This window comes from Pseudomonas sp. EYE_354 (assembly GCF_023148575.1).
In the GTDB taxonomy this organism is placed as follows: domain Bacteria; phylum Pseudomonadota; class Gammaproteobacteria; order Pseudomonadales; family Pseudomonadaceae; genus Aquipseudomonas.
Genome location: NZ_JAHXNQ010000003.1, coordinates 297,156 through 321,364, shown reverse-complemented (window position 1 = coordinate 321,364; position 24,209 = coordinate 297,156). Strand labels below are relative to the sequence as shown.

The 24,209-nt window shown below is 62.6% G+C and carries 23 protein-coding genes; 15 read left to right on the top strand and 8 right to left on the bottom strand.

Annotated features, from left to right (window positions below; all coding sequences use genetic code 11):
- Window positions 1–120 precede the first annotated feature (120 nt).
- The 7 genes from urtE to ureC all read left to right on the top strand — a co-directional run bounded on the left by urtE (window position 121) and on the right by ureC (window position 5,176).
- Complete coding sequence (gene urtE, locus KZX66_RS06060; RefSeq protein WP_248077570.1) at window positions 121–819, top strand: urea ABC transporter ATP-binding subunit UrtE; 699 nt, start codon at window positions 121–123, stop codon at window positions 817–819.
- 31 nt (window positions 820–850) lie between these two features.
- On the top strand, window positions 851–1,690 hold the full coding sequence (locus tag KZX66_RS06055; RefSeq protein WP_248077567.1) for an urease accessory protein UreD: 840 nt from the start codon (window positions 851–853) through the stop codon (window positions 1,688–1,690).
- 3 nt (window positions 1,691–1,693) lie between these two features.
- Window positions 1,694–1,996 carry an urease subunit gamma gene (gene ureA / locus KZX66_RS06050; protein ID WP_003171437.1) on the top strand — a complete coding sequence of 101 codons (303 nt, stop codon included), beginning with the start codon at window positions 1,694–1,696 and terminating at the stop codon, window positions 1,994–1,996.
- 9 nt (window positions 1,997–2,005) lie between these two features.
- Window positions 2,006–2,518, top strand: coding sequence for a GNAT family N-acetyltransferase (locus KZX66_RS06045; RefSeq protein ID WP_248077564.1), 513 nt, complete (start codon window positions 2,006–2,008; stop codon window positions 2,516–2,518).
- Between the two features lie 5 nt (window positions 2,519–2,523).
- The gene (locus KZX66_RS06040; RefSeq protein WP_248077561.1) at window positions 2,524–3,057 is read left to right on the top strand and encodes a GNAT family N-acetyltransferase; all 534 of its coding nucleotides are present in this window, start codon (window positions 2,524–2,526) and stop codon (window positions 3,055–3,057) included.
- Entirely contained in the window at window positions 3,054–3,359 is a 306-nt protein-coding gene (locus tag KZX66_RS06035) for an urease subunit beta (protein WP_248077558.1), read from the top strand. Before KZX66_RS06040 ends, KZX66_RS06035 begins: the two co-directional genes overlap by 4 nt.
- 116 nt (window positions 3,360–3,475) lie before the next feature.
- Window positions 3,476–5,176, top strand: coding sequence for an urease subunit alpha (gene ureC / locus KZX66_RS06030; RefSeq protein ID WP_248077552.1), 1,701 nt, complete (start codon window positions 3,476–3,478; stop codon window positions 5,174–5,176).
- Between the two features lie 48 nt (window positions 5,177–5,224).
- Here ureC and KZX66_RS06025 read toward each other — a convergent pair whose 3' ends face one another.
- On the bottom strand, window positions 5,225–10,390 hold the full coding sequence (locus KZX66_RS06025; protein WP_248077546.1) for a DUF6543 domain-containing protein: 5,166 nt from the start codon (window positions 10,388–10,390) through the stop codon (window positions 5,225–5,227).
- Between the two features lie 93 nt (window positions 10,391–10,483).
- Window positions 10,484–11,422, bottom strand: coding sequence for a DnaJ C-terminal domain-containing protein (locus KZX66_RS06020; protein WP_248077540.1), 939 nt, complete (start codon window positions 11,420–11,422; stop codon window positions 10,484–10,486).
- 238 nt (window positions 11,423–11,660) lie between these two features.
- Here KZX66_RS06020 and KZX66_RS06015 point away from each other — a divergent pair, with 238 nt between their 5' ends.
- Window positions 11,661–12,929, top strand: coding sequence for an Hsp70 family protein (locus tag KZX66_RS06015; RefSeq protein ID WP_248077535.1), 1,269 nt, complete (start codon window positions 11,661–11,663; stop codon window positions 12,927–12,929).
- Between the two features lie 75 nt (window positions 12,930–13,004).
- Here KZX66_RS06015 and KZX66_RS06010 read toward each other — a convergent pair whose 3' ends face one another.
- From KZX66_RS06010 to KZX66_RS06000, 3 genes are all read right to left on the bottom strand, one after another.
- Entirely contained in the window at window positions 13,005–14,018 is a 1,014-nt protein-coding gene (locus tag KZX66_RS06010) for an AI-2E family transporter (RefSeq protein WP_248077533.1), read from the bottom strand.
- A 194-nt stretch (window positions 14,019–14,212) separates the two neighbouring features.
- Window positions 14,213–14,515, bottom strand: coding sequence for a PsiF family protein (locus KZX66_RS06005; protein WP_248077531.1), 303 nt, complete (start codon window positions 14,513–14,515; stop codon window positions 14,213–14,215).
- A gap of 71 nt (window positions 14,516–14,586) precedes the next feature.
- Complete coding sequence (locus tag KZX66_RS06000; RefSeq protein WP_248077529.1) at window positions 14,587–15,375, bottom strand: helix-turn-helix transcriptional regulator; 789 nt, start codon at window positions 15,373–15,375, stop codon at window positions 14,587–14,589.
- Window positions 15,376–15,472: 97 nt separating this feature from the next.
- Between KZX66_RS06000 and KZX66_RS05995 the strand changes: the two genes are divergently transcribed.
- The gene (locus KZX66_RS05995; RefSeq protein ID WP_248077527.1) at window positions 15,473–16,351 is read left to right on the top strand and encodes a DMT family transporter; all 879 of its coding nucleotides are present in this window, start codon (window positions 15,473–15,475) and stop codon (window positions 16,349–16,351) included.
- On the opposite strand, the gene KZX66_RS05990 is transcribed toward KZX66_RS05995, so the two are convergent.
- Window positions 16,348–17,238, bottom strand: a complete 891-nt coding sequence (locus tag KZX66_RS05990) for a triacylglycerol lipase (RefSeq protein WP_248077525.1) — start codon at window positions 17,236–17,238, stop codon at window positions 16,348–16,350. The two genes, KZX66_RS05995 and KZX66_RS05990, sit on opposite strands and share 4 nt — an antisense overlap.
- Before the next feature lie 176 nt (window positions 17,239–17,414).
- Here KZX66_RS05990 and KZX66_RS05985 point away from each other — a divergent pair, with 176 nt between their 5' ends.
- Window positions 17,415–17,945, top strand: a complete 531-nt coding sequence (locus KZX66_RS05985) for a ferritin-like domain-containing protein (protein WP_248077523.1) — start codon at window positions 17,415–17,417, stop codon at window positions 17,943–17,945.
- Window positions 17,946–18,000: 55 nt separating this feature from the next.
- Here KZX66_RS05985 and KZX66_RS05980 read toward each other — a convergent pair whose 3' ends face one another.
- Window positions 18,001–20,070: an AsmA family protein gene (locus KZX66_RS05980; RefSeq protein WP_248077521.1), complete on the bottom strand. Its 2,070-nt coding sequence runs from the start codon at window positions 20,068–20,070 to the stop codon at window positions 18,001–18,003.
- Window positions 20,071–20,416: 346 nt separating this feature from the next.
- On the opposite strand from KZX66_RS05980, the gene KZX66_RS05975 reads away from it, so the two are divergent.
- Complete coding sequence (locus KZX66_RS05975) at window positions 20,417–20,830, top strand: hypothetical protein (protein ID WP_248077518.1); 414 nt, start codon at window positions 20,417–20,419, stop codon at window positions 20,828–20,830.
- 152 nt (window positions 20,831–20,982) lie between these two features.
- Window positions 20,983–21,615, top strand: a complete 633-nt coding sequence (locus KZX66_RS05970) for a TetR family transcriptional regulator (protein WP_248077515.1) — start codon at window positions 20,983–20,985, stop codon at window positions 21,613–21,615.
- 5 nt (window positions 21,616–21,620) lie between these two features.
- On the opposite strand, the gene KZX66_RS05965 is transcribed toward KZX66_RS05970, so the two are convergent.
- Window positions 21,621–22,115: a C40 family peptidase gene (locus KZX66_RS05965; protein ID WP_248077512.1), complete on the bottom strand. Its 495-nt coding sequence runs from the start codon at window positions 22,113–22,115 to the stop codon at window positions 21,621–21,623.
- Between the two features lie 277 nt (window positions 22,116–22,392).
- On the opposite strand from KZX66_RS05965, the gene ureE reads away from it, so the two are divergent.
- Genes ureE through ureG form a run of 3 tightly spaced genes read left to right on the top strand, consistent with a single transcriptional unit; the run spans window position 22,393 to window position 24,191 of the window.
- Window positions 22,393–22,893, top strand: a complete 501-nt coding sequence (ureE, locus tag KZX66_RS05960) for an urease accessory protein UreE (RefSeq protein WP_248077509.1) — start codon at window positions 22,393–22,395, stop codon at window positions 22,891–22,893.
- Window positions 22,890–23,564, top strand: coding sequence for an urease accessory protein UreF (locus tag KZX66_RS05955; protein WP_248077506.1), 675 nt, complete (start codon window positions 22,890–22,892; stop codon window positions 23,562–23,564). Before ureE ends, KZX66_RS05955 begins: the two co-directional genes overlap by 4 nt.
- A 12-nt stretch (window positions 23,565–23,576) precedes the next feature.
- Window positions 23,577–24,191 carry an urease accessory protein UreG gene (gene ureG / locus KZX66_RS05950; RefSeq protein WP_017526387.1) on the top strand — a complete coding sequence of 205 codons (615 nt, stop codon included), beginning with the start codon at window positions 23,577–23,579 and terminating at the stop codon, window positions 24,189–24,191.
- Window positions 24,192–24,209: the final 18 nt, after the last annotated feature.

The window sequence follows — 24,209 nt, the reverse complement described above, 5'->3', positions numbered from 1 at the left end:
CGCTCCGCGTGGGAACGCCGTCTTGGACGCTCCGCGTCCCGCTGCGCAATGGTGATGCAGAGCGTCACGGGATGCATTCCCACGCTCCGCGTGGGAACGATCATTGAGGAGGTTTTGAGAATGCTGCAAGTCGACAAGCTGCACCAATACTACGGCGGTAGCCACATCCTGCGCGGGCTCTCGTTTGACGTGAAGATCGGCGAAGTCACCTGCCTGCTCGGCCGTAACGGCGTGGGCAAGACTACGCTGCTCAAGTGCCTGATGGGCTTGCTGCCGGCCAAGGAAGGCGCGGTGAACTGGGAAGGTAAAGCCATCACCGGTTTCAAACCGCACCAGCGCGTGCACGCCGGCATTGCCTACGTGCCCCAGGGGCGGGAGATTTTCGGGCGGCTGACGGTGGAGGAAAACCTGCTGATGGGCCTCTCGCGGTTTCCCGGCAGCGAGGCCAGGGAAGTGCCCGCGTTTATCTACGAGCTGTTCCCGGTGCTGCTGCAGATGAAACATCGGCGCGGCGGTGACTTGTCCGGCGGTCAGCAGCAACAGTTGGCCATCGGCCGCGCCCTGGCCAGTCGCCCGCGCCTGTTGATTCTCGATGAGCCGACCGAAGGCATCCAACCGTCGGTGATCAAGGAGATCGGCGCTGTGATCAAAAAGCTCGCCGCCCGTGGCGACATGGCGATTCTGTTGGTGGAGCAGTTCTACGATTTTGCCGCTGAATTGGCCGACCAGTACCTGGTGATGTCCCGAGGTGAAATCGTGCAGCAGGGCCGTGGAGAAAATATGGAAAGCGACGGTGTGCGCGGTCTGGTAACCATCTAATCTGTAGCGTCCTGACAATAAGCACACAACCATGAATTTGCCCGTAACCCCTGCCCTGTTCACCCCCAGCTGGCATGCCGAACTGGAACTCGGCTACGCGCGTTTCGGCGACACCACGCGCCCGGTGATGCGCCGCCACATCGGCCCGCTGCGTGTGCAAAAGCACCTCTACGCCGAGGGCCCCGAGGTGTGCCAGCACATCATCGTGCACCCGCCCGGCGGAATTGCCGGCGGCGATCGCCTGGATATAACCGCCCATGTCGCCACAGGCGCCTGGGCGCAATTGACCAGCCCCGGCGCGGCCAAGTGGTACCGCGCCGGCGGCCCGGCGTTCCAGCAACTGGCGCTGACTGTCGAAGCCGGCGCCACTCTGGAATGGCTGCCCCAGGAAACCATCGTGTTCAGCGCCGCCCAGGCCGAACTCACCACCCGCATCGACCTGCACGGCGATGCCCGCCTTTTCTACTGGGACGTGGTTGCCCTCGGTCGCCCGGCCAGCGACGAGCGTTTCGACCTTGGGCACTTTCAATCGCACCTGGATATCCGCCGCGACGGCCAGTTGCTCTGGCACGAACGCCAGCGCATCGTCGGTGCCGACGGGTTGCTCGACTCGCCCATCGGCCTGGACGGGCAACCGGTGTTCGCCACCCTGCTGGTCACCGGCGAGATAGGCCCTGACCTGCTTGAACACTGCCGCGCGCTGCCGAACGCCGTGCGCGGCGACCTGACCCAACTGCCCGGCCTGCTGGTCGCGCGCTGCCTGGCCAGTGAAGCGTTGCTGGCACGGGCATGGTTGATTGATTTATGGCGGCTGTTGCGCCCGGCACTCCTTGGCCGCGAAGCCGTTTCACCACGAATCTGGAGCACCTGATCCATGGATTTAACCCCACGGGAAAAAGACAAACTGCTGATCTTCACCGCCGGTTTAGTCGCCGAGCGGCGCCTGGCGCGCGGTGTGAAGCTCAACTACCCGGAAACCATCGCCTACATCTCCGCCGCCCTGATGGAAGGCGCGCGCGATGGCCGCACCGTGGCCGACCTGATGCACTACGGCACCACCCTGCTCAGCCGCGAACAGGTGATGGAAGGCATCCCGGAGATGATTCCGGATATCCAAGTGGAGGCCACCTTCCCGGACGGCACCAAGCTGGTCACCGTCCACCAACCGATCGCCTGAGGCTCGGCCATGATTCGTGATGCAACCGAAAAGGACCTTCCCGCCATTCGCGATATCTACAACGACGCGGTGCGCAACACCACGGCGATCTGGAACGAGCAACCGGTGGACCTGGCCAACCGTCTGGCCTGGTTCACTGCGCGCCAGGCCCAGGGTTACCCAATCCTGGTGGCGGTGGAAAACGATGAAGTCACCGGCTACGCCTCTTACGGCGATTGGCGGCCCTTTGAAGGCTTCCGCTACAGCGTCGAGCACTCGGTGTACGTGCACAACGACCAACGCGGCAAAGGCCTGGGCCCGCGCCTGATGAACGCGTTGATCGAACGCGCGCGCGCAGGCGGCAAGTACGTGATGGTCGCCGCCATCGAAAGCGGCAACCAGGCCTCGATCCGCCTGCATGAACGCCTGGGGTTTATCACCACCGGGCAGATGCCCCAGGTGGGCATCAAGTTCGGCCGCTGGCTCGACCTGACCTTTATGCAACTGGCCTTGAACCCGGGCGCCGAACCGCCCAAGGAGTGAGATCGATGAGCGCTGCGCAACTGCGTCGAGTCAATGCCGAGAGTTTTGCCCATTACCGCCAGGGCCTGATTGAGCTGTTGCTGGACGCGGTCAGGCACGGCGCCTCGGTGGGCTTTATGGCCGACTTCGATGAAGCCCAGGCCCGCGCTTACCTGAGCGGCGTGCACGCGGGAATCGAAGACGCCAGCCTGTTGCTGTGGGTGGTGGTGCGCGATGAACAGGTGCAGGCCAGCGTGCAATTGGCGCTGTGCCAAAAGGCCAACGGCCTCAACCGCGCCGAGGTGCAAAAGTTGCTGGTGCACAGCAGCGCTCGTCGCCATGGCCTGGGCCAGCAACTGATGCACACCCTGGAACTCGCCGCGCGCCAGCACAAACGCGGCCTGCTGTACCTGGACACCGAAGCCGGCTCTGCGGCCGAAGCCTTCTACCAGGCGCTGCGCTACACCAAGATCGGTGAACTGCCCGATTACTGCCAAAGCCCGGACGGGCGCTACAGCCCGACCGCCATTTACTTCAAGACCCTGGGGCAACCTGCATGATTCCTGGTGAATATCAGATCCAGCCTGGCGAGATCGAGCTCAACGTCGGCCGCCGCACCGTCACCTTGAGCGTGGCCAACAGCGGCGACCGGCCGATCCAGGTGGGTTCGCACTACCATTTTTTCGAGACCAACGACGCGCTGACCTTCGACCGCGCCGCCAGCCGCGGCATGCGCCTGAATATCCCTGCGGGCACGGCTGTGCGGTTTGAGCCGGGGCAGGCGAGGACTGTCGAGCTCGTCGACCTGAGCGGGTTGCGGCGCGTTTACGGGTTTGCCGGAAGAGTCATGGGCGAGCTTTAGGTCGACGGCAAGCCATCACCTGCAAGCGGCAAGAAAGAGCGGCTTGCGGCGCCCCATTTGCTTTTACTTGAAGCGTGCAGCGAATAACGTGCAGCGCATATCCGAGGACCCAGGTTATGAAAATCGATCGTCAGGCATACGCCGACATGTACGGCCCCACCGTCGGTGACAAGGTCCGCCTGGCCGACACCGAGCTGTTTGTGGAAGTGGAACAGGACTTCACCGTCTATGGCGAAGAGGTCAAATTCGGCGGTGGCAAAGTCATCCGCGATGGCCAGGGCCAGAGCCAGTTGCTCGCCCATGAGGTGGTGGACACGTTGATCACCAACGCGCTGATCATTGACCACTGGGGCATCGTCAAAGCCGACGTGGGCCTGAAAAACGGCCGCATCCACGCCATCGGCAAGGCCGGCAACCCGGACATTCAGCCCGGTGTGACCATGGCCATCGGCGCCAGCACCGAGGTGATTGCCGGTGAAGGCATGATCCTCACCGCCGGCGGTATCGACAGCCACGTGCATTTCATCTGCCCGCAGCAGATCGAAGAAGCGCTGACCAGCGGCGTCACCACCATGATCGGCGGCGGCACGGGACCGGCCACCGGCACCAATGCCACCACCTGCACCTCGGGCCCATGGCACCTGGCGCGCATGCTGCAGGCCAGCGATTCGTTCCCGATGAACATCGGCTTTACCGGCAAGGGCAACGCCAGCCTGCCGGAGCCGTTGATCGAACAGGTCAAGGCCGGCGCCATCGGGTTGAAGCTGCATGAAGACTGGGGCACCACGCCCGCCAGCATCGACAACTGCTTGAGTGTGGCCGACGACTACGATGTGCAGGTGGCGATCCACAGCGACACGCTCAACGAGTCCGGCTTCGTCGAAACCACCCTCGCCGCGCTCAAGGGCCGCACCATCCACACCTACCACACCGAAGGCGCCGGTGGCGGCCACGCGCCGGACATCATCAAGGCTTGCGGTTTCCCCAACGTGCTGCCCAGTTCCACCAACCCGACGCGGCCGTTCACACGCAACACCATCGACGAGCACCTGGACATGTTGATGGTCTGCCATCACCTGGACCCGAGCATTGCCGAGGACGTGGCCTTCGCCGAAAGCCGTATCCGCCGCGAGACCATCGCCGCCGAAGACATCCTGCACGACCTGGGCGCGTTCTCGATGATCAGCTCCGACAGCCAGGCCATGGGCCGCGTCGGCGAAGTGATCACACGCACCTGGCAGACCGCCGACAAGATGAAAAAACAACGCGGCGCCCTGCCCGGCGATGGGCCCGGCAACGACAATTTCCGCGCCAAACGCTACATCGCCAAGTACACCATTAACCCGGCGATCACCCATGGCATCAGCCATATCGTCGGCTCGATCGAGGTGGGCAAATGGGCCGATCTGGTGCTGTGGCGCCCGGCGTTTTTTGGGATCAAGCCGACCCTGATTCTCAAGGGCGGCGCAATTGCGTCGAGCCTGATGGGCGATGCCAACGCCTCGATTCCCACGCCCCAACCTGTGCATTACCGCCCGATGTTCGCCAGCTTCGGCAGTTCGCTGCACGCCACCAGCCTGACGTTTATCAGCCAGGCCGCATTAGCGGCCGGGCTGCCGGAGGCGCTGGGGTTGAAGAAGCAGATCGCGGTGGTCAAGGGCTGTCGCGAGGTGCAGAAAACCGACCTGATCCACAACGATTACCTGCCGGATATCGAGGTCGATCCGCAAACCTATCAGGTCAAGGCCGATGGGCAGTTACTGTGGTGCGAGCCGGCGGACGTGCTGCCGATGGCCCAGCGTTACTTCCTGTTCTAAAGGCCGCCCGCGCCCGGCCACCCGGCGGGTCGGGCACGGGCGGGCACCTCAACCGGCGACGCGCCCCATCATCTGGTCCGTCAGCGTCTGCAACAGGGTTTTGCGCTGTTGCCACAGGTTGTCCAGCTCAGCGTCATAGACCTGCTCATCCATCACCGCGCCGGGGCTGACCTCGCTGGGCGCCTTGCCCAGCAACACGGCGTCCGCCTCGATCCGTTCTTTCAGCGCCTGCTTTTCCTGAGCGGCCAGCCCGCCATCGGCGCGCCATCGTTGCTGCGCCTCCTGCAGATCAGCCAAGGCGTCCACCTTGGCACTCATGGCATCGAAGGCCTGCGGGTTAGCCGCCTGGACATGGTCGACCCAGAACGGCTGTTCGAGCAGGTTGTCGCGCAACAGGTCACCGGCCTCCAATGCCTCGACGCGCTTGGCCGCCCCCTCCAGCATCGGCTCGGTCACATCCGGTTCGGCGAAGGTCATGCTGCGGGACTGCCAGGGCAAATCCAGGCGTGCGGCCAGCCGCGTGGCATAGGCCAGATGGATCTCCACTTCGTCAATGCTGCGGACCGCGTTGCCCTCTTCGTCGAACTGGGTGATGACGGCGCCCTCGTCATCGTAGATTGGAAACTTGCGCCCCTGAGAGAGCAATTCGCTGACCCTGGCCCTGGCGATCCGGCTCAGCTCGTCCAGGCGCGAGCGGCCCTTGGCCAGGTCCAGCAGCTCCAGGGTTCGCAACGCGAGGGGTTCGATCGCGCTGGCTTGGTGCACCAGTACCTCGACGCCCATGGCATTGAATAACTGCGCCCCGGCGTCAACGCAGGTGGTGGGGGCGGCAGCCATCTTGAACAGCCGCTCACGCAACACCGTATCGGCCGCCATGGCCTCGAGCATGCGCCAGACTTTGCCGGTCAGTTCCTCTTTGTACCCCTTGGTGCCGGCATCGGATGAGGTGCTGAGCTTGCGCAGTTCATTGAAGAACGGCTCACTGCCTTCGGCCTCTTCGAGGGCATTCCAGGTCTGCTGCTTGTGCAAGAACTGTTCGGGAGTCAGTCCGGTTATCCAATCGATACTGTCCTGCAGGCCCCTGGGTGCTGTGTGGGACGCGGGATCCAGGCCCACCGATTCGATATAGAGGCTGAGTTGGCTGAGCACATCCGGCGCCAGTTGCTCGCGGCTGACCTGCGTCCTGGCCAGGAGCATGGCGCGGTCGGAGCCGGGGGCGACATCGGGGATCTCGCTCAGCGGGTTGGCGCCCAGCTCAAGGATGAACCCAGGCGGTCGGGGCTTGGCGAACAGCCCAAGTGGCCAACCACTGAGTTCACAGCCGGCCAGGTACAACGCACGCAGTTCGGCCATGCGACTGACATCCGGCGCGCGCCCCAGCGGATTGCCCTCCAGGGACAGGGTGTGCAGGCGCGTCATGTTCCTGATGTAGCCTGCCGTGTGCTCGGTCAGTTCGATCTCGTTGTCCGCCATCGACAGGAAATCCAGGTACGGCATCTGTTCAAGGGCGGCAGGCAACCGGGTCAGCTCGTTGTCGTCCAATTCCAGCTCGCGCAACCTGGGGAACTTCGCCAGGAAGCCGACCGACTCATCAGTGAGCTGACAATTGTTCAGCGATAGGCTGGACACATGGTCAAAGTTGCCGGGCAGGCTCGGCAGGGTCTCCAGGTGTTCACCGAGTTCAATCCCCGTCAGCATGATTTTCTGCCCGACGTAGCGATTGCCGGCGTCAAGATCCCGCTCGCCGCTGCGCCGCCAGGCATCGATCAATACCGCTTGGACGTCCTGGCGAATCTGCAACGACGATGCGTCCCTGGGGCCGGTAAATACCCAGGTGCGCAACGTGCTGTCCAACGCCCTGAACTCTGCCTCCAGCGCGCGCAGCCAGCCGTCGTGTTCAAGGTCGCGGTCCTGCAGGTAGCCCTGCAGTTCCGCATCGCTGATGCTGGGGTACAGCGCGCGCACGCGCGCCATCAGCCCGTCGCCCCGACGGCCGGTGCCACGGCCACTCAATGGGTATCCCAGGCGCTGGCCGGACAATCGCCGCGGCGATCTGAAAAAAGGCAGCGCTTGCGGCTGCATGCCCAAGACCTTGCGCAACGCCTCAGGGGGCAAGGCCTTGGCAGCGATCAAGGCCCTTAACTGCTCGCCCTGCCCCACATGCGGCAGGCCGATGGCAGTGCGATGAGCGTCGGTCAGCGCATGCTGCAACGCGCCGTACAGATCACTGGCGCCATGCAGCCCATTGCCCAGCTCATCGAACGCTTCATAGCGCCCGTCTGCCAGGCGAACCAGAACCTTACGACTGGACGCCGTCAGCTCACCGAAACGGGCGCGCAATGGGCCATGGAACGCCCCTTCACGTACTTCAATACACAGGTCGTCACGCCAGCCGGGGAGGTTTTCCAGGCTGTGCAGCACCAGCGCTTCGGTGTCCGGATTGTCCAGGGCGTCCAGGTACAGGCCTTCGTAGGCGCGTACCAGACGCATGTGCGATTGTGCCTTGCGTGCCTGCTCGGCCAGGCGCAGGGGCAGCCGTTTATGGGTGGCGATAAACGCCAGTTCGTCGTCGGTGGCACTCGCCAAGACCTCACCCGCCACTCCCGTGGGAACGCCTTTGAAGTCGCGCTGCACAATCTGGATCGGCAGACTTTTTTGAGGTTGTTGCTCGGTGTACAGGCTGCTGAACAATCGCGTGCGCTGCTCCTTGGCATACAGGGCCAGACGCGCAGTGAGTGTCTCGACCTGGCGCATGCTGTCCGTCACCAACTGCTTGCCCAGCAGGGTCTCACGCTGCGCTCTGTCGAGGTTTTCCACCACGCGGGCCGACAAGCGCCCCTGCATCAGGTCGCGGCGACTGATGCGAATCAGGTCATCGCCCGACGCGCTGGCCGAGCCGTAGCGAGCGACAGCCCGTGTCGGCGCGGCGGTTTCATACACCTCGATCCCTTTGCTGGCGGGCCAACCGTTCAACTCCGTCATCATTGCCGCGGCGTAGCCATACAGCCCGTCCGACAACGCGCCCGCCGCGATCTGCTCGCTGACACTGACCGCATCCGCATACGCGCGAAATTGCCGGGCGGTGTCGAGCAACACCGCCGGGGTCGGAAGACCGTCGGCATGCACCCTGCGCAATGTATCCTCGTTGACGCCGCAGGCCATGCGTATCTGCTCGAGCTGGGTGTCACTGAAGCCCTCCATCGCCGGGCCCAGGCGGCGCATCAGTGTCGCGCCGGCCCAGGTGCCGGGCTGCTCTGCCTCGTGCACCCAGGCCCCCTGGCCGTTATGCCGCACCCACGGCTGGTAAGCCTCTGTGCGGGTCGGATGCTGGATTCGATAGGTCTCGGGCAGTGGGTCCTGGGCCACCACAAAATGCTCGCCGTCCAGCGGCAAGACGCGTTGACCGTTGTGCAGGTGCAGACCGTCGCGGCTTGGGCCAGAGCCCGGCGCCAGGCTGATGTTACGGGCGTACGGCTTGAGGTCGGGCTTCCACAGACGCGTCTTGCCATTGGGCAAACGCACCGGTTTCATGTTCTCGATCAGCGGTGACACGGTGAAGTGGAACGCCACCCCTCCCACCACCAGCATCGCCAGGTTCTCCAGCACATCCATGATGTGCGACCAACCGGCTTCGCGGTCGCCCTCGCCCAGTTCAACCGTGCCCTCCAGCACCTCGTATAACAACTGCCCGGCGGTCGCCACCGCCATGACCGCACCCAAGGGCGGAATCGCCATGGACAGCGCGGTCAACACCACACCGCCGACAAAGATCCCGACGTTGAGGTAATGCGCCAAGCGTCTGGAGCGGCTGGCGGCGTCCGTGTCTGCGGTGGAAATGGCCAGCGTGCGGGCGTCGTCGAACACCCGCGTGAGCATGCTTTCGTACAACTCATCCCACAGGTCGACTTCCTGCCAGAGCCCCTTGATGGCATCGGCATTGATGTCCAGATTCGGCCCTTCGATGGGCTCCCGACGGGTGTAGTGCGGCTGGCCAAGGATCGACTGCAGCGGTGTCAACACAAGGGAGGGCGCCAGGGTTTTGGCCCAGAAAGCGCCCTGCTCGGAACGTAACCAGCGTGCCAGCCAGGATTCGGAGGGCGCTTTGATCACGGTCTCGGTAAACCGACGGTAGTAGTAGGGACGGTCCTTGTGCGCGATAAAGCGGCTGAAGAAGCGCTGGTAATCAGGCACCCCGGTCTGGGTGCGCAGGCTGCCGCCGAGCGCCGGCCACGCAGTGAGCTGGCGGGTCAGCTCACTGCGAAACGCCGCAAAGGACTCGTAGCGCTTGATCGGGTGTTCCGGGTCGTCCGGGATATACACGATGAACCAGTCCGAATACTGGTGCGCAACGCAGGGGTCGATAATCACGCAGCCCTGCAGGTGCAGGTTCATCAGGCAAGGCGTGCGATACCAGACCTGCTTGTCGCCGAGCCGAATATTCTGTTCGCCACTGGCCACGCGCATCAGCAGGGCAAAATCGTCCTCGCCGATATCGCCCTTGAGCAAGGCCAGGTGCGCGGCCGCCTTGAAGTCATCCTTGCGATTGGTGAGGTAGCGGATACGCAGCAGTTGCCGGGCCACTTCGTTGTCCGGGCGCAGGAGCCTGTCCAGGTAGGCCTGGTATTGCGCGCCCAGGTCAAGCCGACGGCACAGTTGGGCAAAGTCTTCGATCTTGAGAGGGGTCGAATGCCGGTCGAAATGGCCGCGCGCGTCGGGCAAGGTGATAAAACCCGAGGCTGCGTTGAAAAAGCCGGCCTGGGCTTCCGGTTCCTCAAAATTGTTCAGGGCCGCTTCGAGCAGTGTCAGCGTCTTGGTGCGGTAGCCGTTGGTGCGGCGGCCGAAAGCATCGTCCACCGGCACATACAAACGCAGGCACACCCGATCGACATCCAGCTCGTGGCCAGCGGCCTTCAGCGCTGCGGTGAGCAGCGGGTGGGCGAACGCATTGACCTCCTGAACATTGGCCATCAACTGGTCGAGCTTGTTCTGGGAGTCGCACCGGGCGTTCAGGCTGCGATTGAGTTGCTCACGCTGCTCGGCAGTGGCGGCGGCATACCAGTCGGGGATGGTCGCCGGGGTTTGGCGCAGTGCCGTACGCCGCTGGGGCGCAGCACGGGTGAGGCAGGCTGGGATCGCCTGTTTGATAAGGTCATAGTGCTGCCCCTGATCTCCCGGTACGGGAATATCCGGGGCAGCTGGATGTGGTTCGCTCATGGGTTGATACCTTGGCAGAAGAACAAGGTATCAACCTACTGGGGGCACGCCGGGCTCAGGCCGTAACTATTTAGCCGTTACCCCTCACACGCTTCAGAAGTGCTCGCGCGGGTTGAAGTTGGCCTTTTTCGCCAGCGCCTGCCACAACGCGATGGTCTCGTCGTCCGCCTGCTTGGGCATCACGGCCTTGAGCTGCACGTACAGGAAACCGCGCTCCCCGGCCTTGTTCAGCAAGCCATGGCCCTTGGCACGCATGCGCTGGCCGTTCTGGCTGCCGGCCGGCACCTTGAGGTTGATCTTGCCGGTGAGCGTCGGCACCGCCACTTCCGCACCCAGGGCCAACTCCCAGGGCGCCAGGGGCAAGGTGATCACCAGGTTTTCGCCTTCCACTTCAAACTTGGGGTGCGGCGCAAACTTGACGATCAGGTACAGGTCGCCATTGGCTCCGCCACCAATGCCCGGTGCGCCCTGGCCCTTGAGGCGGATACGCTCACCGTCGGTCACGCCGGCGGGGATCTTCACGTTCAGGCTCTTGGTGGTATTGCTGACGTGTCGGCCCGACGCGTCGTATTGCGGCACCTGGAAGGTGACCTGCTTGGACTCGGTGGACAGTGTCTCCTCCAGGAACACCGAGAGCTGCATCTCTACGTCCTGGCCTTTACGCCCGGCAGGACGACGCTGGCCGCCACCAAAGGCGTCGCCACGGCCACCGAAGATCGAACTGAAGAAGTCCGAAAAATCGCCCGCGTCCTGGCCGCCGCCAAAGCCGCCACGGCTCTGCCAGCCCGGTGGTCCCTGGAACGGCTGGCCATGCTGGCCGTATTTGCGCAGTTCGTCGTACTCGGCGCGTTTGTCGGCGCTTTTAAGCGCTTCATAGGCTTCGGACGCGTCCTTGAACTTGGCTTCGGCGTCTTTTTCCTTGCTTACATCCGGGTGATATTTGCGCGCGAGCTTGCGATAGGCGGCCTTGATTTCCTTGTCATCGGCGCTCGGCTCGACACCCAATATCTTGTAGTAGTCTTTGAAATCCATCGGCTGTTCACCATCCTTAATCGAGATCGCACAGCCCGGGGCACAACGTGCGCTGCTTTGCACCTGTTGAGTGGTGTGGCCTGGGGGTGCGTCGGAGTGTTATCGGCACTTGCGGTATGCACCAGATGTGGGGGCGAATCGCGCCGTTTCAAGCACGATTTAACGGATGGTCGGCCTACGCATCCGCGCTCGACTGACATACACTGCGCGGCCGTTTTTCGACCGGAACCCGATAGACATGAAAAACCCATCCCCAGCCCGTGCCTGCGGCATCGACTTCGGCACGTCCAACTCCACCGTCGGCTGGATCCGCCCCGGCATGGAAACGCTTATTGCGCTGGAGGACGACAAAATTACCTTGCCGTCGGTGGTGTTCTTCAACTTCGAGGAGCGTCGCCCGGTGTACGGGCGCCTGGCGCTGCACGAGTACCTGGAAAACTACGAAGGCCGCTTGATGCGCTCGCTCAAGAGCCTGCTGGGTTCCAAGCTGATCAAGCACGACACCAGCGTACTCGGCACCGCGATGCCGTTCACCGACCTGCTGGCGCTGTTTATCGGCCAGCTCAAGAGCCGCGCCGAAGCCAACGCCGGCCGTGAGTTCGAAGAAGTGGTGCTGGGCCGCCCGGTGTTTTTCGTCGATGACGACCCGATGGCCGACCAGGAAGCCGAAAACACCCTGGTCGACGTGGCGCGCAAGATCGGCTTCAAGGACATCTCGTTCCAGTACGAACCGATTGCCGCGGCCTTCGACTACGAGTCCACCATCGAGAAAGAAGAGCTGGTACTGATCGTCGACATCGGCGGCGGTACGTCGGACTTCTCCCTGGTGCGTCTGTCGCCGGACCGTCGCCACAACGACAACCGCCACGACGACATCCTCGCCACCGGCGGTGTGCACATCGGCGGTACTGACTTCGACAAACAGCTCAGCCTGCAAGGCATGATGCCGCTGTTCGGCTACGGCAGCCGTATGAAAAGTGGCGCCTACATGCCCACCAGTCACCACATGAACCTGGCCACCTGGCACACCATCAACTCGGTGTACTCGCAAAAATCCCAACTGGCCCTGGGCAGCATGCGCTACGACATCGAGGACACCGGCGGCATCGACCGCCTGTTCAAGCTGATCGAACAGCGCGCCGGGCACTGGCTGGCAATGGAAGTGGAAGAGACCAAGATCCAGCTCACCCACGAAGACCACCGCCACGTGGCGCTGGACCGTATCGAAGCGGGCCTGAGCGTCGACCTCAGCCGGGCGTTGTTCGAGTCGTCCATCGATGCCTTGCTCGAACGCGTGCGCGGCAGCGTGACGCAGTTGCTCAACGACGCCTCGGTGAGCGTGGCGCAGGTGGACACGGTGTTCTTTACCGGCGGCTCCAGCGGCATCCCGGCGCTGCGCCACAGCATCTCGGCGATGCTGCCCAATGCGCGGCATGTGGAAGGCAATATCTTCGGCAGTATCGGCAGCGGCCTGGCGATTGAGGCGAGTAAGCGCTACGGCATCTGACAGGCGGTTGTAGTGAGCGGGCTTGTCCAGCGCGAGGCAAGCCCGCTCACTACGACAGCCCAGGCAACCCCGTGCTTAAACCATCCCACCGAGCTTGAGCTCACTCTTCAAGTACGCATAGTAAATCGGCCCGGCCACCACCCCCGGCAAGCCGAATGCCGCCTCAAACACCAGCATCGCCAGCAGCAGCTCCCACGACTTGGCACTGATCTGCCCGCCGACGATGCGCGCATTGAGGAAGTACTCGACCTTGTGGATCACGATCAAATAGCCCAACGCCGCCACGGCCACCCAGATCGACAGCGACAGCGCGACGATGGTGATCAGGGTGTTGGACATCAGGTTGCCGATCACCGGCAACAGGCCGAGCAGAAAGGTCAGCACGATCAGGGTTTTGGTCAGCGGCAGGTGGATGCCGCACAACGGCAGCACCACGGCCAGGAACACCGCGGTAAACGCGGTGTTGAGCGCGGCGATTTTGATCTGGGCGAAGACGATGTTGCGAAAGGCCTGGACCAGCAGGTGCAGGCGGTCGAACAGCGCGGCGGCCAGGGGTTTGCGCTTGGTCAGGTCGGGGATGCGCTGCAGGGCGATGATGGCGCCGAGCACCATGCCGATCAGCAGGGTGACGAACATGTGCGCGGCGTCTTTGCCGACCAGTTGCAGTTCGCTCAGGTGCTTGCTCAGCCAATCGCCGATGGCCACGCGGAACTCGGCAGCGCTGGCGGGCAGGTAGGCATCGAGGAACGGCGGTAACTGCCCGCGCGCACGATCGACCACGCCCATGAATTTGTCGAGGGAGGCCCCTGGGTTTTCTGCTTCGTGAAGCAGGAAGCTGATGGCGCCGGCGAAAATCAGGGTCAGCACGCTGACGATCAACGTGCCCAGCAACGCCACTGCCAGCCAGCGGGCGCGGCGGCCTTCGATCAGCCGTTGCAGCTGGGGGGTGAGCATGTTGACCAGTTCAAAGACCAACAGGCCGGCCAGCAGGCTGGGCAACAACTTGAGCGGCAGCACCAGCAGCAGTCCGCCGAAAATGATGATGTAGCTGGCCAGCAACAACACATGACGCTGAGAAAACGTTGGCATACAGCCTCAAAACGAACGGCGTTAAAGGATGGGCAGTCTGCCAGCCTTGAGGGAATCAAGCGAGGGGGGACGTGTTGTGAATGCGATCACGTGTGGCAGGGGGCTTGCCCCGATAGCGATGTGTCAGTTCCGCATGAGCTGGCTGATGCACCGTTACCGGGAGCTTGTCCCCTCTCGCAAGGGGATTGCCCTACTCAGTTGCCCTTGAGGCAGGTGCTCATGAATGCCTTGCGCGCATCACCGGCCAGCGCCTTGGTTTTGGCCGACGCGTTGCAATCCTTCATTTTCTGCTGCTGCGGGGTGAGGGTCTTGGCGTCATTCGCCGCCGGCGCAGACAGGCAGGTTTTCATGAACGCTTTACGCTCGTCACCTTTGAGCGTTTTGGTGGTGGCTTGAGCATTGCAGGTGGTCATTTTGGTTTGCTGAGCGGTGGCGGCATAGCCCTGGGCGCACAGCAGCAGGCCCGTCATCAACAACGCAACACGCGACATTTTCATGGCGTTTTCTCCCTGTTACCGCGCCGAGGGGCGCAGCCTATGGGGCAGTGTAGTCAAAGCCTGTTACATCTTCATCCACGGCGGATATTCGTCCGCCGATATTGCTCCGGGGTGCAACCGGCATGGCGCTGGAACATGGCGATAAACGCCGAAGCAGTGCTGTAACCCAGGTCGAACGCCACCTGCTGCACGCTGTGTGCGCTGTCCAAGGCTTCGATGGCCGCCAGGTAGCGCAGGCGCTGGCGCCATTCGCCGAAGCTCATGCCCAGCTCACGCACAAACTGCCGTGCCAGGGTGCGTTCGCTCACATGCACCTGCCCGGCCCATTGCGCCAGGGGGCGGTTGTCACCGGGGTCGGCCTGCATACCTTCCAATACACCAAGCAACCCGGCGTGGCGGGCGTAGGGCAAGAAACCATCGTGGATCGGCGCTTGCCGGAGCTGATCGACCAGCACCTGGGCCAGACGGATATCGGCTTCGCTCTGCGGACTATTCACGTCACGTCGGGCAAAATCGCGCAGGATCGCCTTGAGAATATCGCTGATCGCCAGGGTGCAAGGCTGCTGCGGCAGTTGCTCGCACAGCTCAGGCGCCAGGCCCACCGAGTGGTAGACAATCGCCTGGGCGTTGTAGGAACTGTGCTCGGTGTTCGGCGGGATCCACACCGCGTATTGCGGCGGCGACATGAAGCGGTTGCCCGCCACTTCCATGCGCATCACGCCACTGGCGGAGTAGTCCAGCGAACCCCAACCATGCCGGTGCGGCGTGCACTCGGTGTCCGGGGCGAAGTCGGAATAACGGAAGTACACGGGGCCGGGCAGGCTGTGGAAATCGGCGAGGCGTACGGTGTGTCTGGCCATATTGTCTGGATGCAGAGGTCTGTTGTCTGGATCGCAGTATAGGCTTCGATCCGGACAGGGGATAATCCCGGCTCATCAACACGCCTGGTTTCTTTCGATGCAATACGCGTATCCCCTGCTGGCCATTTTTATCTGGGCCGGTAACACCGTGGTCAACAAACTGGCCGTGGGCTCGATCTTTCCCTCCGAGATCGGCTTTTACCGCTGGCTGCTGGCGGCCTTGCTGTTCACGCCGGTCATGCTCAGGCCAGTGATCGCCCACTGGCCGCAGATTCGCCCGAGCCTGGGCAAAATCTTCGTCCTCGGCCTGCTGGGCATGGCGGTGTACCAGAGCCTGGCGTACTACGCCGCGTCGCTGACCAGCGCCACCAACATGGGCATCATCCTGTCGCTGATGCCGTTGATGGCGCTGACGGCGGCGATCATCAGCCTCGGCCAGCGCCTGACCTTCGGCGCCCTCACCGGGGCCGGACTGTCGTTTGCCGGCGTGGCCGTGGTGGTCTCGGCCGGTAGCCTGGGCGCGCTGCTGCAACATGGGGTCAACCTGGGTGACGGCATGATGCTGGTGGCGACACTGGCCTACGCCCTCTACAGCACGCTGCTGAAAAAATGGCAACTGCGCCTGCCGCCGTTGGTGTTGCTGTATTTGCAGATCCTGGTGGCGGTGGTCGTGCTGTTTCCGCTGTTTGTGTGCTCGGCAAAGGCCGGCCTGGGCTGGGCGAATATCCCGTTGGTGTTGTACGCCTGTCTGCTGGCCTCAATGCTGGCGCCGCTGGCCTGGATGCATTCGATCAAAACCCTGGGCCCCAGCCGCACCACGCTGTTCTTTAACCTGCTGCCGTTGGTGACTGCGCTGATTGCGGCGCTGGTCTTGCAGGAAGAGCTGTCGTCATACCATCTGGTGGGTGGTTTGCTGACCTTGGGCGGAGTGATTGTGTCGGAGCGCTGGACCACGCCGGTGCGCCGCCAGGCTTAAACCCCGGCGGCTTTCAAGCGCTGGGCATGTTCGACAAACAGGCGGATCGGCTCGGCCCCTTTGCCCACCAGGCCCAGGGACTGATTGACGATGTCGAAATGGTCCAAGGCAAAGTCATCGCCAATCACCGTGCCCAAATGTGAGCTGTAGCGCCCGACCATGCCGTCACAGTGGCCCTTTTCGCGCACGAAGCTGCGGGCGAACAAGCGACAGCTGCGATGGGTACCGTCGAACAGGTTGCGCCCACGGTCGGTGATGCCCGGTTGCAACGTGCCGGACCACGAGTAATAGCGCACACCATTGACCAGTTCCGCGCCCTGCCCGCCCCACGTGTCGGGCAGCCCTTGGGGATATAGACGATTGAACGCAGCCACGCCTGCGCTCGTCAGGGAATGGTGCGATGCATGCAGATCCGCCTTAAAGCGCGGCCCGCGATAGCCAGTCTCCAACAGGCCCATCCCCCAGGCAGCCAGGTGGAACAGCGCGCTCATGAGGCGACCCTTGGCGCCGTCGATGGGGTAATGCAGATGAATATGGTCGGCCAGCTCCGAGCCGTGGTTAGGCCCGGCCACCGAGGTGACCGACGCCACCCATTCAGGCCGTTCGGCCGCGGCATAGCGCGCCGTCAGTGCGCCTTGGCTATGACCGATCAGGTTGACCTTTTCGGCACCACTTTCGCGGCGAATCCGCTCGATCTGCACCAGTAACTGCTCGCCGCGGACTTCACTGGCGTCCAGCGGCGCCACCTGCACCGGGAACACCTGCGCCCCCCCTGCCCGCAACGCAGGAACGATGCCATACCAATAGGGAAAAAAGCCCAGGCGCACGAAACCCAGCATGCCGGGCACCAACACCAAGGGATAACGGGTGGCTAACCACTGCGACATGAAGCGAACGTCCCTGATCGAGAAAAAGTACGTGCAGCATAGCCGCGCCCCGCGACGCACTCATGACACCTCCCGTCAAATCCGATAAAACTTTTTGCGTTGCCCGGTACTCACAACTTGGAGCGATCACGCCGGCAGAGCGTGGCGCAAAACCGGATTAGCACCAGGAGATTGAGATGACCGAAGCACATTTGACCGACGTTGCGACCCTGCGCGCCCGCGCCCGCCAAAACGTCGAAAACGGCGCCGTCACGGAAGGCTACGATGCCGACCGCGAAGAAATCATCCGCCTGCTCAACACCTCGCTGGCGACAGAACTGGTGTGCGTGCTGCGCTACAAGCGTCACTACTTCATGGCCAGCGGCCTGAAAGCCAGCATTGCCGCCGACGAATTCCTGGAACACGCCACCCAGGAAGCCGAACACGCCGACAAACTGGCCGAGCGCATCGTGCAGCTGGGCGGTGAGCCGGAGTTCAACCCGGACCTGCTGTCGAAGAACTCTCACGCCCAGTACGTGGCCGGCAACAGCCTGAAGGAAATGGTCTACGAAGACCTGGTGGCCGAGCGGATCGCAGTGGACAGCTACCGCGAAATCATCCAGTACATCGGCGATAAAGACCCGACCACGCGCCGCCTGTTTGAAGAGATCCTGGCGCAGGAAGAAGAGCACGCGGACGATATGGCCGACATCCTCGAGAGTCTGTAACTCGAGCGTAAAAAAAGGGCGACCCCAGGGTCGCCCTCTCTGACAATCTCGACGGTCAGCCCTTCACCGTCTTCGGCGCCTTGCCTTCCTTCATCTGTTGCAGCAGCGGCGCGCACTCATTGGGCTCGCCGCCGCTCGGCGCCACCAGCGCCAACAACCCCGCCGCAGGGCCGGCGATTACGCCCAGCGCCACCATGCCTGCACCACGCAGCGCCAGCGGGATGGCTTTGACTCCGGCATTAGGCTTGATGAACGGGCCGTTGACGTACAACGGCGAGCGCAGCGAGAACAGGCGGAAGCCCTTGGACTCAGGGGTGATGGTCAAGTCCAACTGTTCCGTGGCCATGTTCGCGGTGCCATCGATATAGATGATGGCGTTCTCGGTGTCGAACACAAACAGCCGGGTCGTCGCCAGACCGGTCTTGATGCCGAAGTCGGCCGCCGCGCAGTTGATCTTCACTTCCTTGTCGCCGAACAGTCGGCCCACTACGTAGTTGCCGACGTTGAGCCCGGCGATTTCCATCAGGCCACGGCTGATGGCGCCGTCATTGATCAGCATCTTCAAGTCACCGTTGGAACTGCCCAACAACGCCGCCACGGAGTTGCCGCGCCCGGCGATATCAGCGTCGCCATTGAGCTCGCCGAAGCTGGTTTTCATCGGTTCGAAGGTGGGGAACAGCTGCTTGAGTTTGAAGTTGCGCGCGGTGAGTTTAGCGCGACCTTCCATCGGCGTGATGCGGCCGTTCAAGCGAATCTGCGCATCGAGTTTGCCGCCGGCCACGCCAAAGCGCAGAGGCTCAAGGCTCAGTTCGCCGTCATTGAGCACCAGGTGGGTGTAGAGGTCGGTAAAGGGCAAGTCGGCGCTGTGCACGATGCGTTTGCCGGTGAATTCCACGTCGGCATCCATGTCGCGCCAGCGCTCGGTGCGAAACTCTTCAACCGGCAGCACTTTGGTCGCGGGCTGCTTGCTTTCACCGCCACGGGCTTTTTGCCTGGCGTTGGAATCGGCGCCGATCAAGGGCGCCAGGTCAGTCATCAGTAACTGGTTGGACACCAAATCGCCGCTGAGCTTGGGCCGTGGCTGGCTGGCGAGGTAGGCGAGGTTGCCGTGGATATCGCTGTTGCCGATCTTGCCGTTGAAGTTTTCGTAGCGAAAGGAGGCACCGCCGGCTTGGTGCAAGTTGGCGATCAGGTGACCGTCGGTGGCGTAGGCCGGCGAGTCCGGCAGCGTGACGCCGGTGAGCGGGTACAGGTTGCCCAGGCTGCTGCCGGACAGTTTCAGGCGCAGGTCAAGGGCGCCGAGGTTAAGCGGGTCGGTCAGGGTGCCGGCCAGGGCGATGCGGGTGTCGGCGATCTTCACCTGGGCCTGCAGCGGGAATGGCTTGGCCGCGTCCTGCAGGGCCAACAGGCCGCCGATCTTGCCGCTGCCATCAAGTTTCTTGCCGTGGTACTGGCCTTGGACTTTAAGGCCGAAAGCATAGTCCTGGGGCGCCGAGCCTTTTTCCAGCGCCTTTTTGGCATCGGCATCGCCGACGATTTCCCCGAACGGGATCGGCTTGCCCAGGGGGTCGATGATCACATCGAGATTGGTCTTGAGCGTTTGGTCATCGAGGGTGACGTGGCCCTTGTCGAAGCCGATGGCACCGATGTCCACCACCCAGTTGGAGGGCTCGGCGTTCGGGTCCTTAGGGTCGAACGTAAAGGTCCAGTTGGCGCGGCCGTCGGCCAGGCGCTGCAATTGCGCACTCGGCTCGGTGAGGTCGATACGCGGGATCACCACGCGCTGCACCAGCAAGGCCAGGGGCGAAATGCGCAGCTCGACCTTTTTGAGCGTGACCATCTGCGGTTGTTTCGACCAGTCGGGGTTACCCAGCGTCAGGTCTTCGGCGATCACATGGGGCCAGGGTACCCAGGCACGCCAACCGCCTTCATCGGGCTCGCGTTGCCACACCACGGCCAGGTTGCCATTGATGGCGAAAGGACGATGCAGCTCTTCGGAAACTTTGGCATTGAGGGGCGGTTTGATGCGGTTCCAGTCAAAGAACACCAGGACCAGCACCACCACGGCGATCAATAGAACGAAGCTGGCGCAGCTCCAAGCGATGATTTTACGAGTGCGCGTCATTGCACAGAACTCCTCAACACGACTAGCTGAACTCCAGCTCATAAGGGTACGACTGGCAAACCGCCTGCGGGTTTAACCCCGCCGCCAATTTAGTCGCAAAAAGCCATTTTTCTGATCATCCAGACAGATTCGATCATCGACGACGCACCATTGTTACCCAGGTTCGTGTCGAAAATACCCACCTCGGTGCAAAACCGCGTGCTTGAGAGGCGCGTGCTAGAGCCCCCGCGACGAACAATCAATTCCGTTGATTATTACCATTGTGTTTATGAACTTTTATATCGACTTATCGAGAGTAGCATTAGCCCCGTACCCACTTTATCGCCCTCCCAAGGAGCAACCGATCATGAAACGCCAAATACTCGCTACCGCCCTGTTGTCTATCCTGGCTTCCAGTGCTTTTGCCCTGCCAGCAGCCGAACAGGTTACCCCACAAGTCAAAGCCGACGCCGTGCATTTGAGCCAAACCCTGGCCCGCAGCGGTTCGCAGGAAGACGAAAACCGCGACTACGCCAAGGGCGCCGTTGCCGAAAATGGTTCGCAGCGTGCCAACGAACGCGCTTACACCGAAGGCCTGACCGAAAACGGCCGCAATCGCCTGGAACAGAAAGGCCTGGTTGAAGGTGGCGCTGATCGTCTGCAAGAACGCAATGCCGTGGCCGAAGGCGGTGCTGAACAAGCCAACGACCGTGCCTACGCCCAGGGTATCGCTGAAGGCGGTGCTGATCGTTTGCAAGAACTGCATCAAGCACAGAGCTAAGCCTGTGGTGACCCAGAAAAAAGCCCGATCCGTCGATCGGGCTTTTGACTTTTTGTAGCACCGGTCACGCAACCTCTCCCGCCAAGTTCGACGCCAACGAAGCGGTTTTGCTAGAGTGCTTCGCTGTACTTGCCGACAAAGCTCACCCGCCCATGCTGCCCCGCGCCGAACAGAAGCAACAGACCCGCCTCGCCCTGATGGACGCTGCCCGCCATCTGATGGAGTGTGGCCGTGGGTTTGGCAGCTTGAGCCTGCGCGAAGTGGCCAAGACGGCCGGCATTGTTCCCACCGGGTTCTATCGCCACTTTGCCGATATGGACCAACTTGGCCTGGTGCTGGTAAGTGAAGTCGGTCAGACCTTTCGCGCCACCATTCGACTGGTGCGTCACAACGAATTCGTGATGGGCGGCATTATCGATGCCTCCGTGCGGATCTTTCTTGATGTGGTGTCGGCCAACCGTTCGCAATTCCTGTTCCTGGCCCGCGAACAATATGGCGGTTGCCTGGCGGTGCGCCAAGCCATCGGAGCCCTGCGCGAAGACATCACCCGCGACCTGGCGGCCGACCTGACGCTGATGCCCAAATTGCAGCACCTGGACCCCGAAGGCCTGCATGTGATGGCCGACCTGATCGTCAAAAGCGTGTTCGCCACCCTCCCCGACATCATCGACCCACCGGCCCAGGCGCTGCCGGCACACCTCACGCCCCAGGCCAAGATCACCCAACAATTGCGCTTTATCTTTATCGGCCTCAAGCACTGGCAAGGCCTGGGCAGCACCGAATAAGCCAATCACGCCCCAGGATGAAAGCGCTTGGCGCCGGTGTAGTGTTTTTTCCAGTAGCGGTTACTCAACGAGTCGATGCGCACACGCTTGCCGGTGCTGGGCGAATGGATAAATTGGCCGTTGCCTATATAAAGGCCGACATGACTGACCCGGCCGCGCCCATTGCCCTTGAAGAACACCGCATCGCCAGGCTTGAGCGCCTCTGGCTGCACCGTCGTGGCACTCGATCGGTGCATCGCCGCTGTCGTGCGCGGCAAACGGATATTGGCTTCGGTCTTGAACAGATAGACCAGGAAACTGCTGCAATCAAACCCTTGCTCCACGGAGGTTCCGCCGCCCTTGTAGGGCGTGCCGATCAACGCGTGGGCGCGATCGATCACATGGCTGATGGACGACTGCCGGGCAGTGCCAGCGGTCGCCGCCGCCGAAACGTTGGCTGAGGCGGTTGGAGCCGCGAGGACCAGACCGCCAATGGCCAGGCAACAAAATAACTTAAACATGATAAACGTCGCAGTGAATGACACACGGCGCAAAGCCTAATGAATGCACGCGTAACGCGATGAAAGTCGAATCGCTATATGGCGTAGGACAAATCCGAAAGCGCTCACAGCAGGTGCGCGAAACACCAAACAGCACCAATTTGGTGCGCAGCAGCCATTCAGCGACGCCCTGTTTAGTGGCATTGGAGTGCCTGCCTACAGGTAATTCCTACTCACCGACGGGGTTGGCAAGCCCCTTGCTCTAGCGGTTGTATCGCTCATAGCTGGAAGCTTTCTGATGCTGGTGATCCACCGCCGAATCGCCCCCCAAGCCCTCTGGGCCGCCGAGTTGCTGCTGAATTTCGAGGCACGCAGCAAAAGCCGCCTGCGCTGTTTCAGTGCCGACGGCGAAGACGTCGGCCTGTTCCTGGAGCGCGGCCAGCCGCCGCTGCACGATGGCGAATTCCTACAGGCCGAAGACGGACGTGTCGTACGCGTGTGCGCCCGGCCTGAACAACTGCTGCACGTCACCTGCGCCAGCGCCTTCGAACTGACCCGCGCCGCCTATCACCTGGGCAACCGCCATGTGGCGTTGCAGGTCGGCGATGGCTGGTTACGCTTGCTCGATGACTACGTGCTCAAGGCCATGCTCGAACAACTGGGCGCCCACACCGAAAGCCTTGAAGCACCGTTCCAGCCGGAACACGGTGCCTATGGCGGTGGTCACCACCATTCGCGTCACGGCGATGAGGACTTCAATTACCCGCCCAAGCTGCACCAGTTCGGCGTGCGTCTATGAACCCAGCCTGGGCGCTGCTGCGTCTGGCCAGTCCGCAATTGCCGATTGGCGGCTACAGCTATTCACAGGGCCTGGAAATGGCCGTGGACAATGGTCGCGTCAGTGATGCAGCCAGCGCTCGCCGCTGGATCAGCGACCAGTTACGGCTCAACCTCGCACGCTTCGAGGCGCCGCTGTTGCTCGCCCATTGCCGCGCCGCTGCCGAGCAGGATTGGCCGACGCTGGCGCAATTATGCGAAGCGCACCAGGCCAGCCGCGAAACCCGCGAGCTGTATCAGGAAAGCCGGCAGATGGGCTATTCGCTGCAGCAGTTGCTCAACGGCCTGCCGGAGCTGGACAGCGCCGCCCGTGCCTTCCTCGAACAACGCAGCGAACCCCATCTGGCGCTGGGCTGGGCCCTGGCGGCTCGCGCCTGGCAGATCAGCCCCGACGACGCCCTCGCCGCCTGGTTGTGGAGCTGGCTGGAAAACCAATTGGCCGTGCTGATGAAAACTCTGCCCCTGGGCCAGCAAGCCGCCCAACGCCTGACCAGCGAACTGCTGCCGCTGCTGCAGCAGGCCCAGCAGGACGCCGGCCGCGTCACCCCCAACACTGTCGGCAGCGCCGCGTTCGGCCTGTCCCTGGCATGCATGGCCCATGAGCGCCAGTACAGCCGCCTGTTCCGTTCCTAGGAGAAACACCACATGAACACACAACCCCTGCGCGTCGGCATCGGCGGCCCGGTCGGCTCCGGCAAGACCGCCCTGACCCTGGCCCTGTGCCTCGCACTGCGCGACCGCTACAACCTGGCGGTGGTCACCAACGACATCTATACCCGTGAGGACGCCGACTTCCTGGTCCGCAACGAGGCTCTGGCGCCCGAGCGTATCATCGGCGTGGAAACCGGCGGCTGCCCGCACACGGCCATTCGTGAAGACGCCTCGATCAACCTGGAAGCGGTGGACCAACTCAACCGCCGCTTCCCCGGCCTGGACCTGATCCTGGTGGAGTCCGGCGGGGACAACTTGTCGGCCACCTTCAGCCCCGAGTTGTCGGACCTGACTATTTACGTGATCGACGTGTCCGCCGGCGACAAACTGCCGCGCAAAGGCGGCCCCGGCATCTGCAAATCCGACCTGCTGGTGATCAATAAGATCGACCTCGCGCCTCTGGTCGGCGCCTCGCTGGAACTGATGAACAGCGACACCCAGCGCATGCGCAACGGTAAACCTTTTGTCTTCAGCAACCAGAAAACCGGCGTGGGCCTGGACGACATTGTTGCCTTCATCGAACGCCAAGGCCTGCTGACCGCCGCCTGATCACTCCAAAAGGAACCT

What these genes read in the sequence shown, in the direction of transcription:
- urtE (WP_248077570.1), top strand. Translation starts at nt 121, where the DNA reads ATGCTGCAAGTCGACAAGCTGCACCAATACTACGGCGGTAGCCACATC.
- KZX66_RS06055 (WP_248077567.1), top strand. Translation starts at nt 851, where the DNA reads ATGAATTTGCCCGTAACCCCTGCCCTGTTCACCCCCAGCTGGCATGCC.
- ureA (WP_003171437.1), top strand. Translation starts at nt 1,694, where the DNA reads ATGGATTTAACCCCACGGGAAAAAGACAAACTGCTGATCTTCACCGCC.
- KZX66_RS06045 (WP_248077564.1), top strand. Translation starts at nt 2,006, where the DNA reads ATGATTCGTGATGCAACCGAAAAGGACCTTCCCGCCATTCGCGATATC.
- KZX66_RS06040 (WP_248077561.1), top strand. Translation starts at nt 2,524, where the DNA reads ATGAGCGCTGCGCAACTGCGTCGAGTCAATGCCGAGAGTTTTGCCCAT.
- KZX66_RS06035 (WP_248077558.1), top strand. Translation starts at nt 3,054, where the DNA reads ATGATTCCTGGTGAATATCAGATCCAGCCTGGCGAGATCGAGCTCAAC.
- ureC (WP_248077552.1), top strand. Translation starts at nt 3,476, where the DNA reads ATGAAAATCGATCGTCAGGCATACGCCGACATGTACGGCCCCACCGTC.
- KZX66_RS06025 (WP_248077546.1), bottom strand. Translation starts at nt 10,390, where the DNA reads ATGAGCGAACCACATCCAGCTGCCCCGGATATTCCCGTACCGGGAGAT.
- KZX66_RS06020 (WP_248077540.1), bottom strand. Translation starts at nt 11,422, where the DNA reads ATGGATTTCAAAGACTACTACAAGATATTGGGTGTCGAGCCGAGCGCC.
- KZX66_RS06015 (WP_248077535.1), top strand. Translation starts at nt 11,661, where the DNA reads ATGAAAAACCCATCCCCAGCCCGTGCCTGCGGCATCGACTTCGGCACG.
- KZX66_RS06010 (WP_248077533.1), bottom strand. Translation starts at nt 14,018, where the DNA reads ATGCCAACGTTTTCTCAGCGTCATGTGTTGTTGCTGGCCAGCTACATC.
- KZX66_RS06005 (WP_248077531.1), bottom strand. Translation starts at nt 14,515, where the DNA reads ATGAAAATGTCGCGTGTTGCGTTGTTGATGACGGGCCTGCTGCTGTGC.
- KZX66_RS06000 (WP_248077529.1), bottom strand. Translation starts at nt 15,375, where the DNA reads ATGGCCAGACACACCGTACGCCTCGCCGATTTCCACAGCCTGCCCGGC.
- KZX66_RS05995 (WP_248077527.1), top strand. Translation starts at nt 15,473, where the DNA reads ATGCAATACGCGTATCCCCTGCTGGCCATTTTTATCTGGGCCGGTAAC.
- KZX66_RS05990 (WP_248077525.1), bottom strand. Translation starts at nt 17,238, where the DNA reads ATGTCGCAGTGGTTAGCCACCCGTTATCCCTTGGTGTTGGTGCCCGGC.
- KZX66_RS05985 (WP_248077523.1), top strand. Translation starts at nt 17,415, where the DNA reads ATGACCGAAGCACATTTGACCGACGTTGCGACCCTGCGCGCCCGCGCC.
- KZX66_RS05980 (WP_248077521.1), bottom strand. Translation starts at nt 20,070, where the DNA reads ATGACGCGCACTCGTAAAATCATCGCTTGGAGCTGCGCCAGCTTCGTT.
- KZX66_RS05975 (WP_248077518.1), top strand. Translation starts at nt 20,417, where the DNA reads ATGAAACGCCAAATACTCGCTACCGCCCTGTTGTCTATCCTGGCTTCC.
- KZX66_RS05970 (WP_248077515.1), top strand. Translation starts at nt 20,983, where the DNA reads ATGCTGCCCCGCGCCGAACAGAAGCAACAGACCCGCCTCGCCCTGATG.
- KZX66_RS05965 (WP_248077512.1), bottom strand. Translation starts at nt 22,115, where the DNA reads ATGTTTAAGTTATTTTGTTGCCTGGCCATTGGCGGTCTGGTCCTCGCG.
- ureE (WP_248077509.1), top strand. Translation starts at nt 22,393, where the DNA reads ATGCTGGTGATCCACCGCCGAATCGCCCCCCAAGCCCTCTGGGCCGCC.
- KZX66_RS05955 (WP_248077506.1), top strand. Translation starts at nt 22,890, where the DNA reads ATGAACCCAGCCTGGGCGCTGCTGCGTCTGGCCAGTCCGCAATTGCCG.
- ureG (WP_017526387.1), top strand. Translation starts at nt 23,577, where the DNA reads ATGAACACACAACCCCTGCGCGTCGGCATCGGCGGCCCGGTCGGCTCC.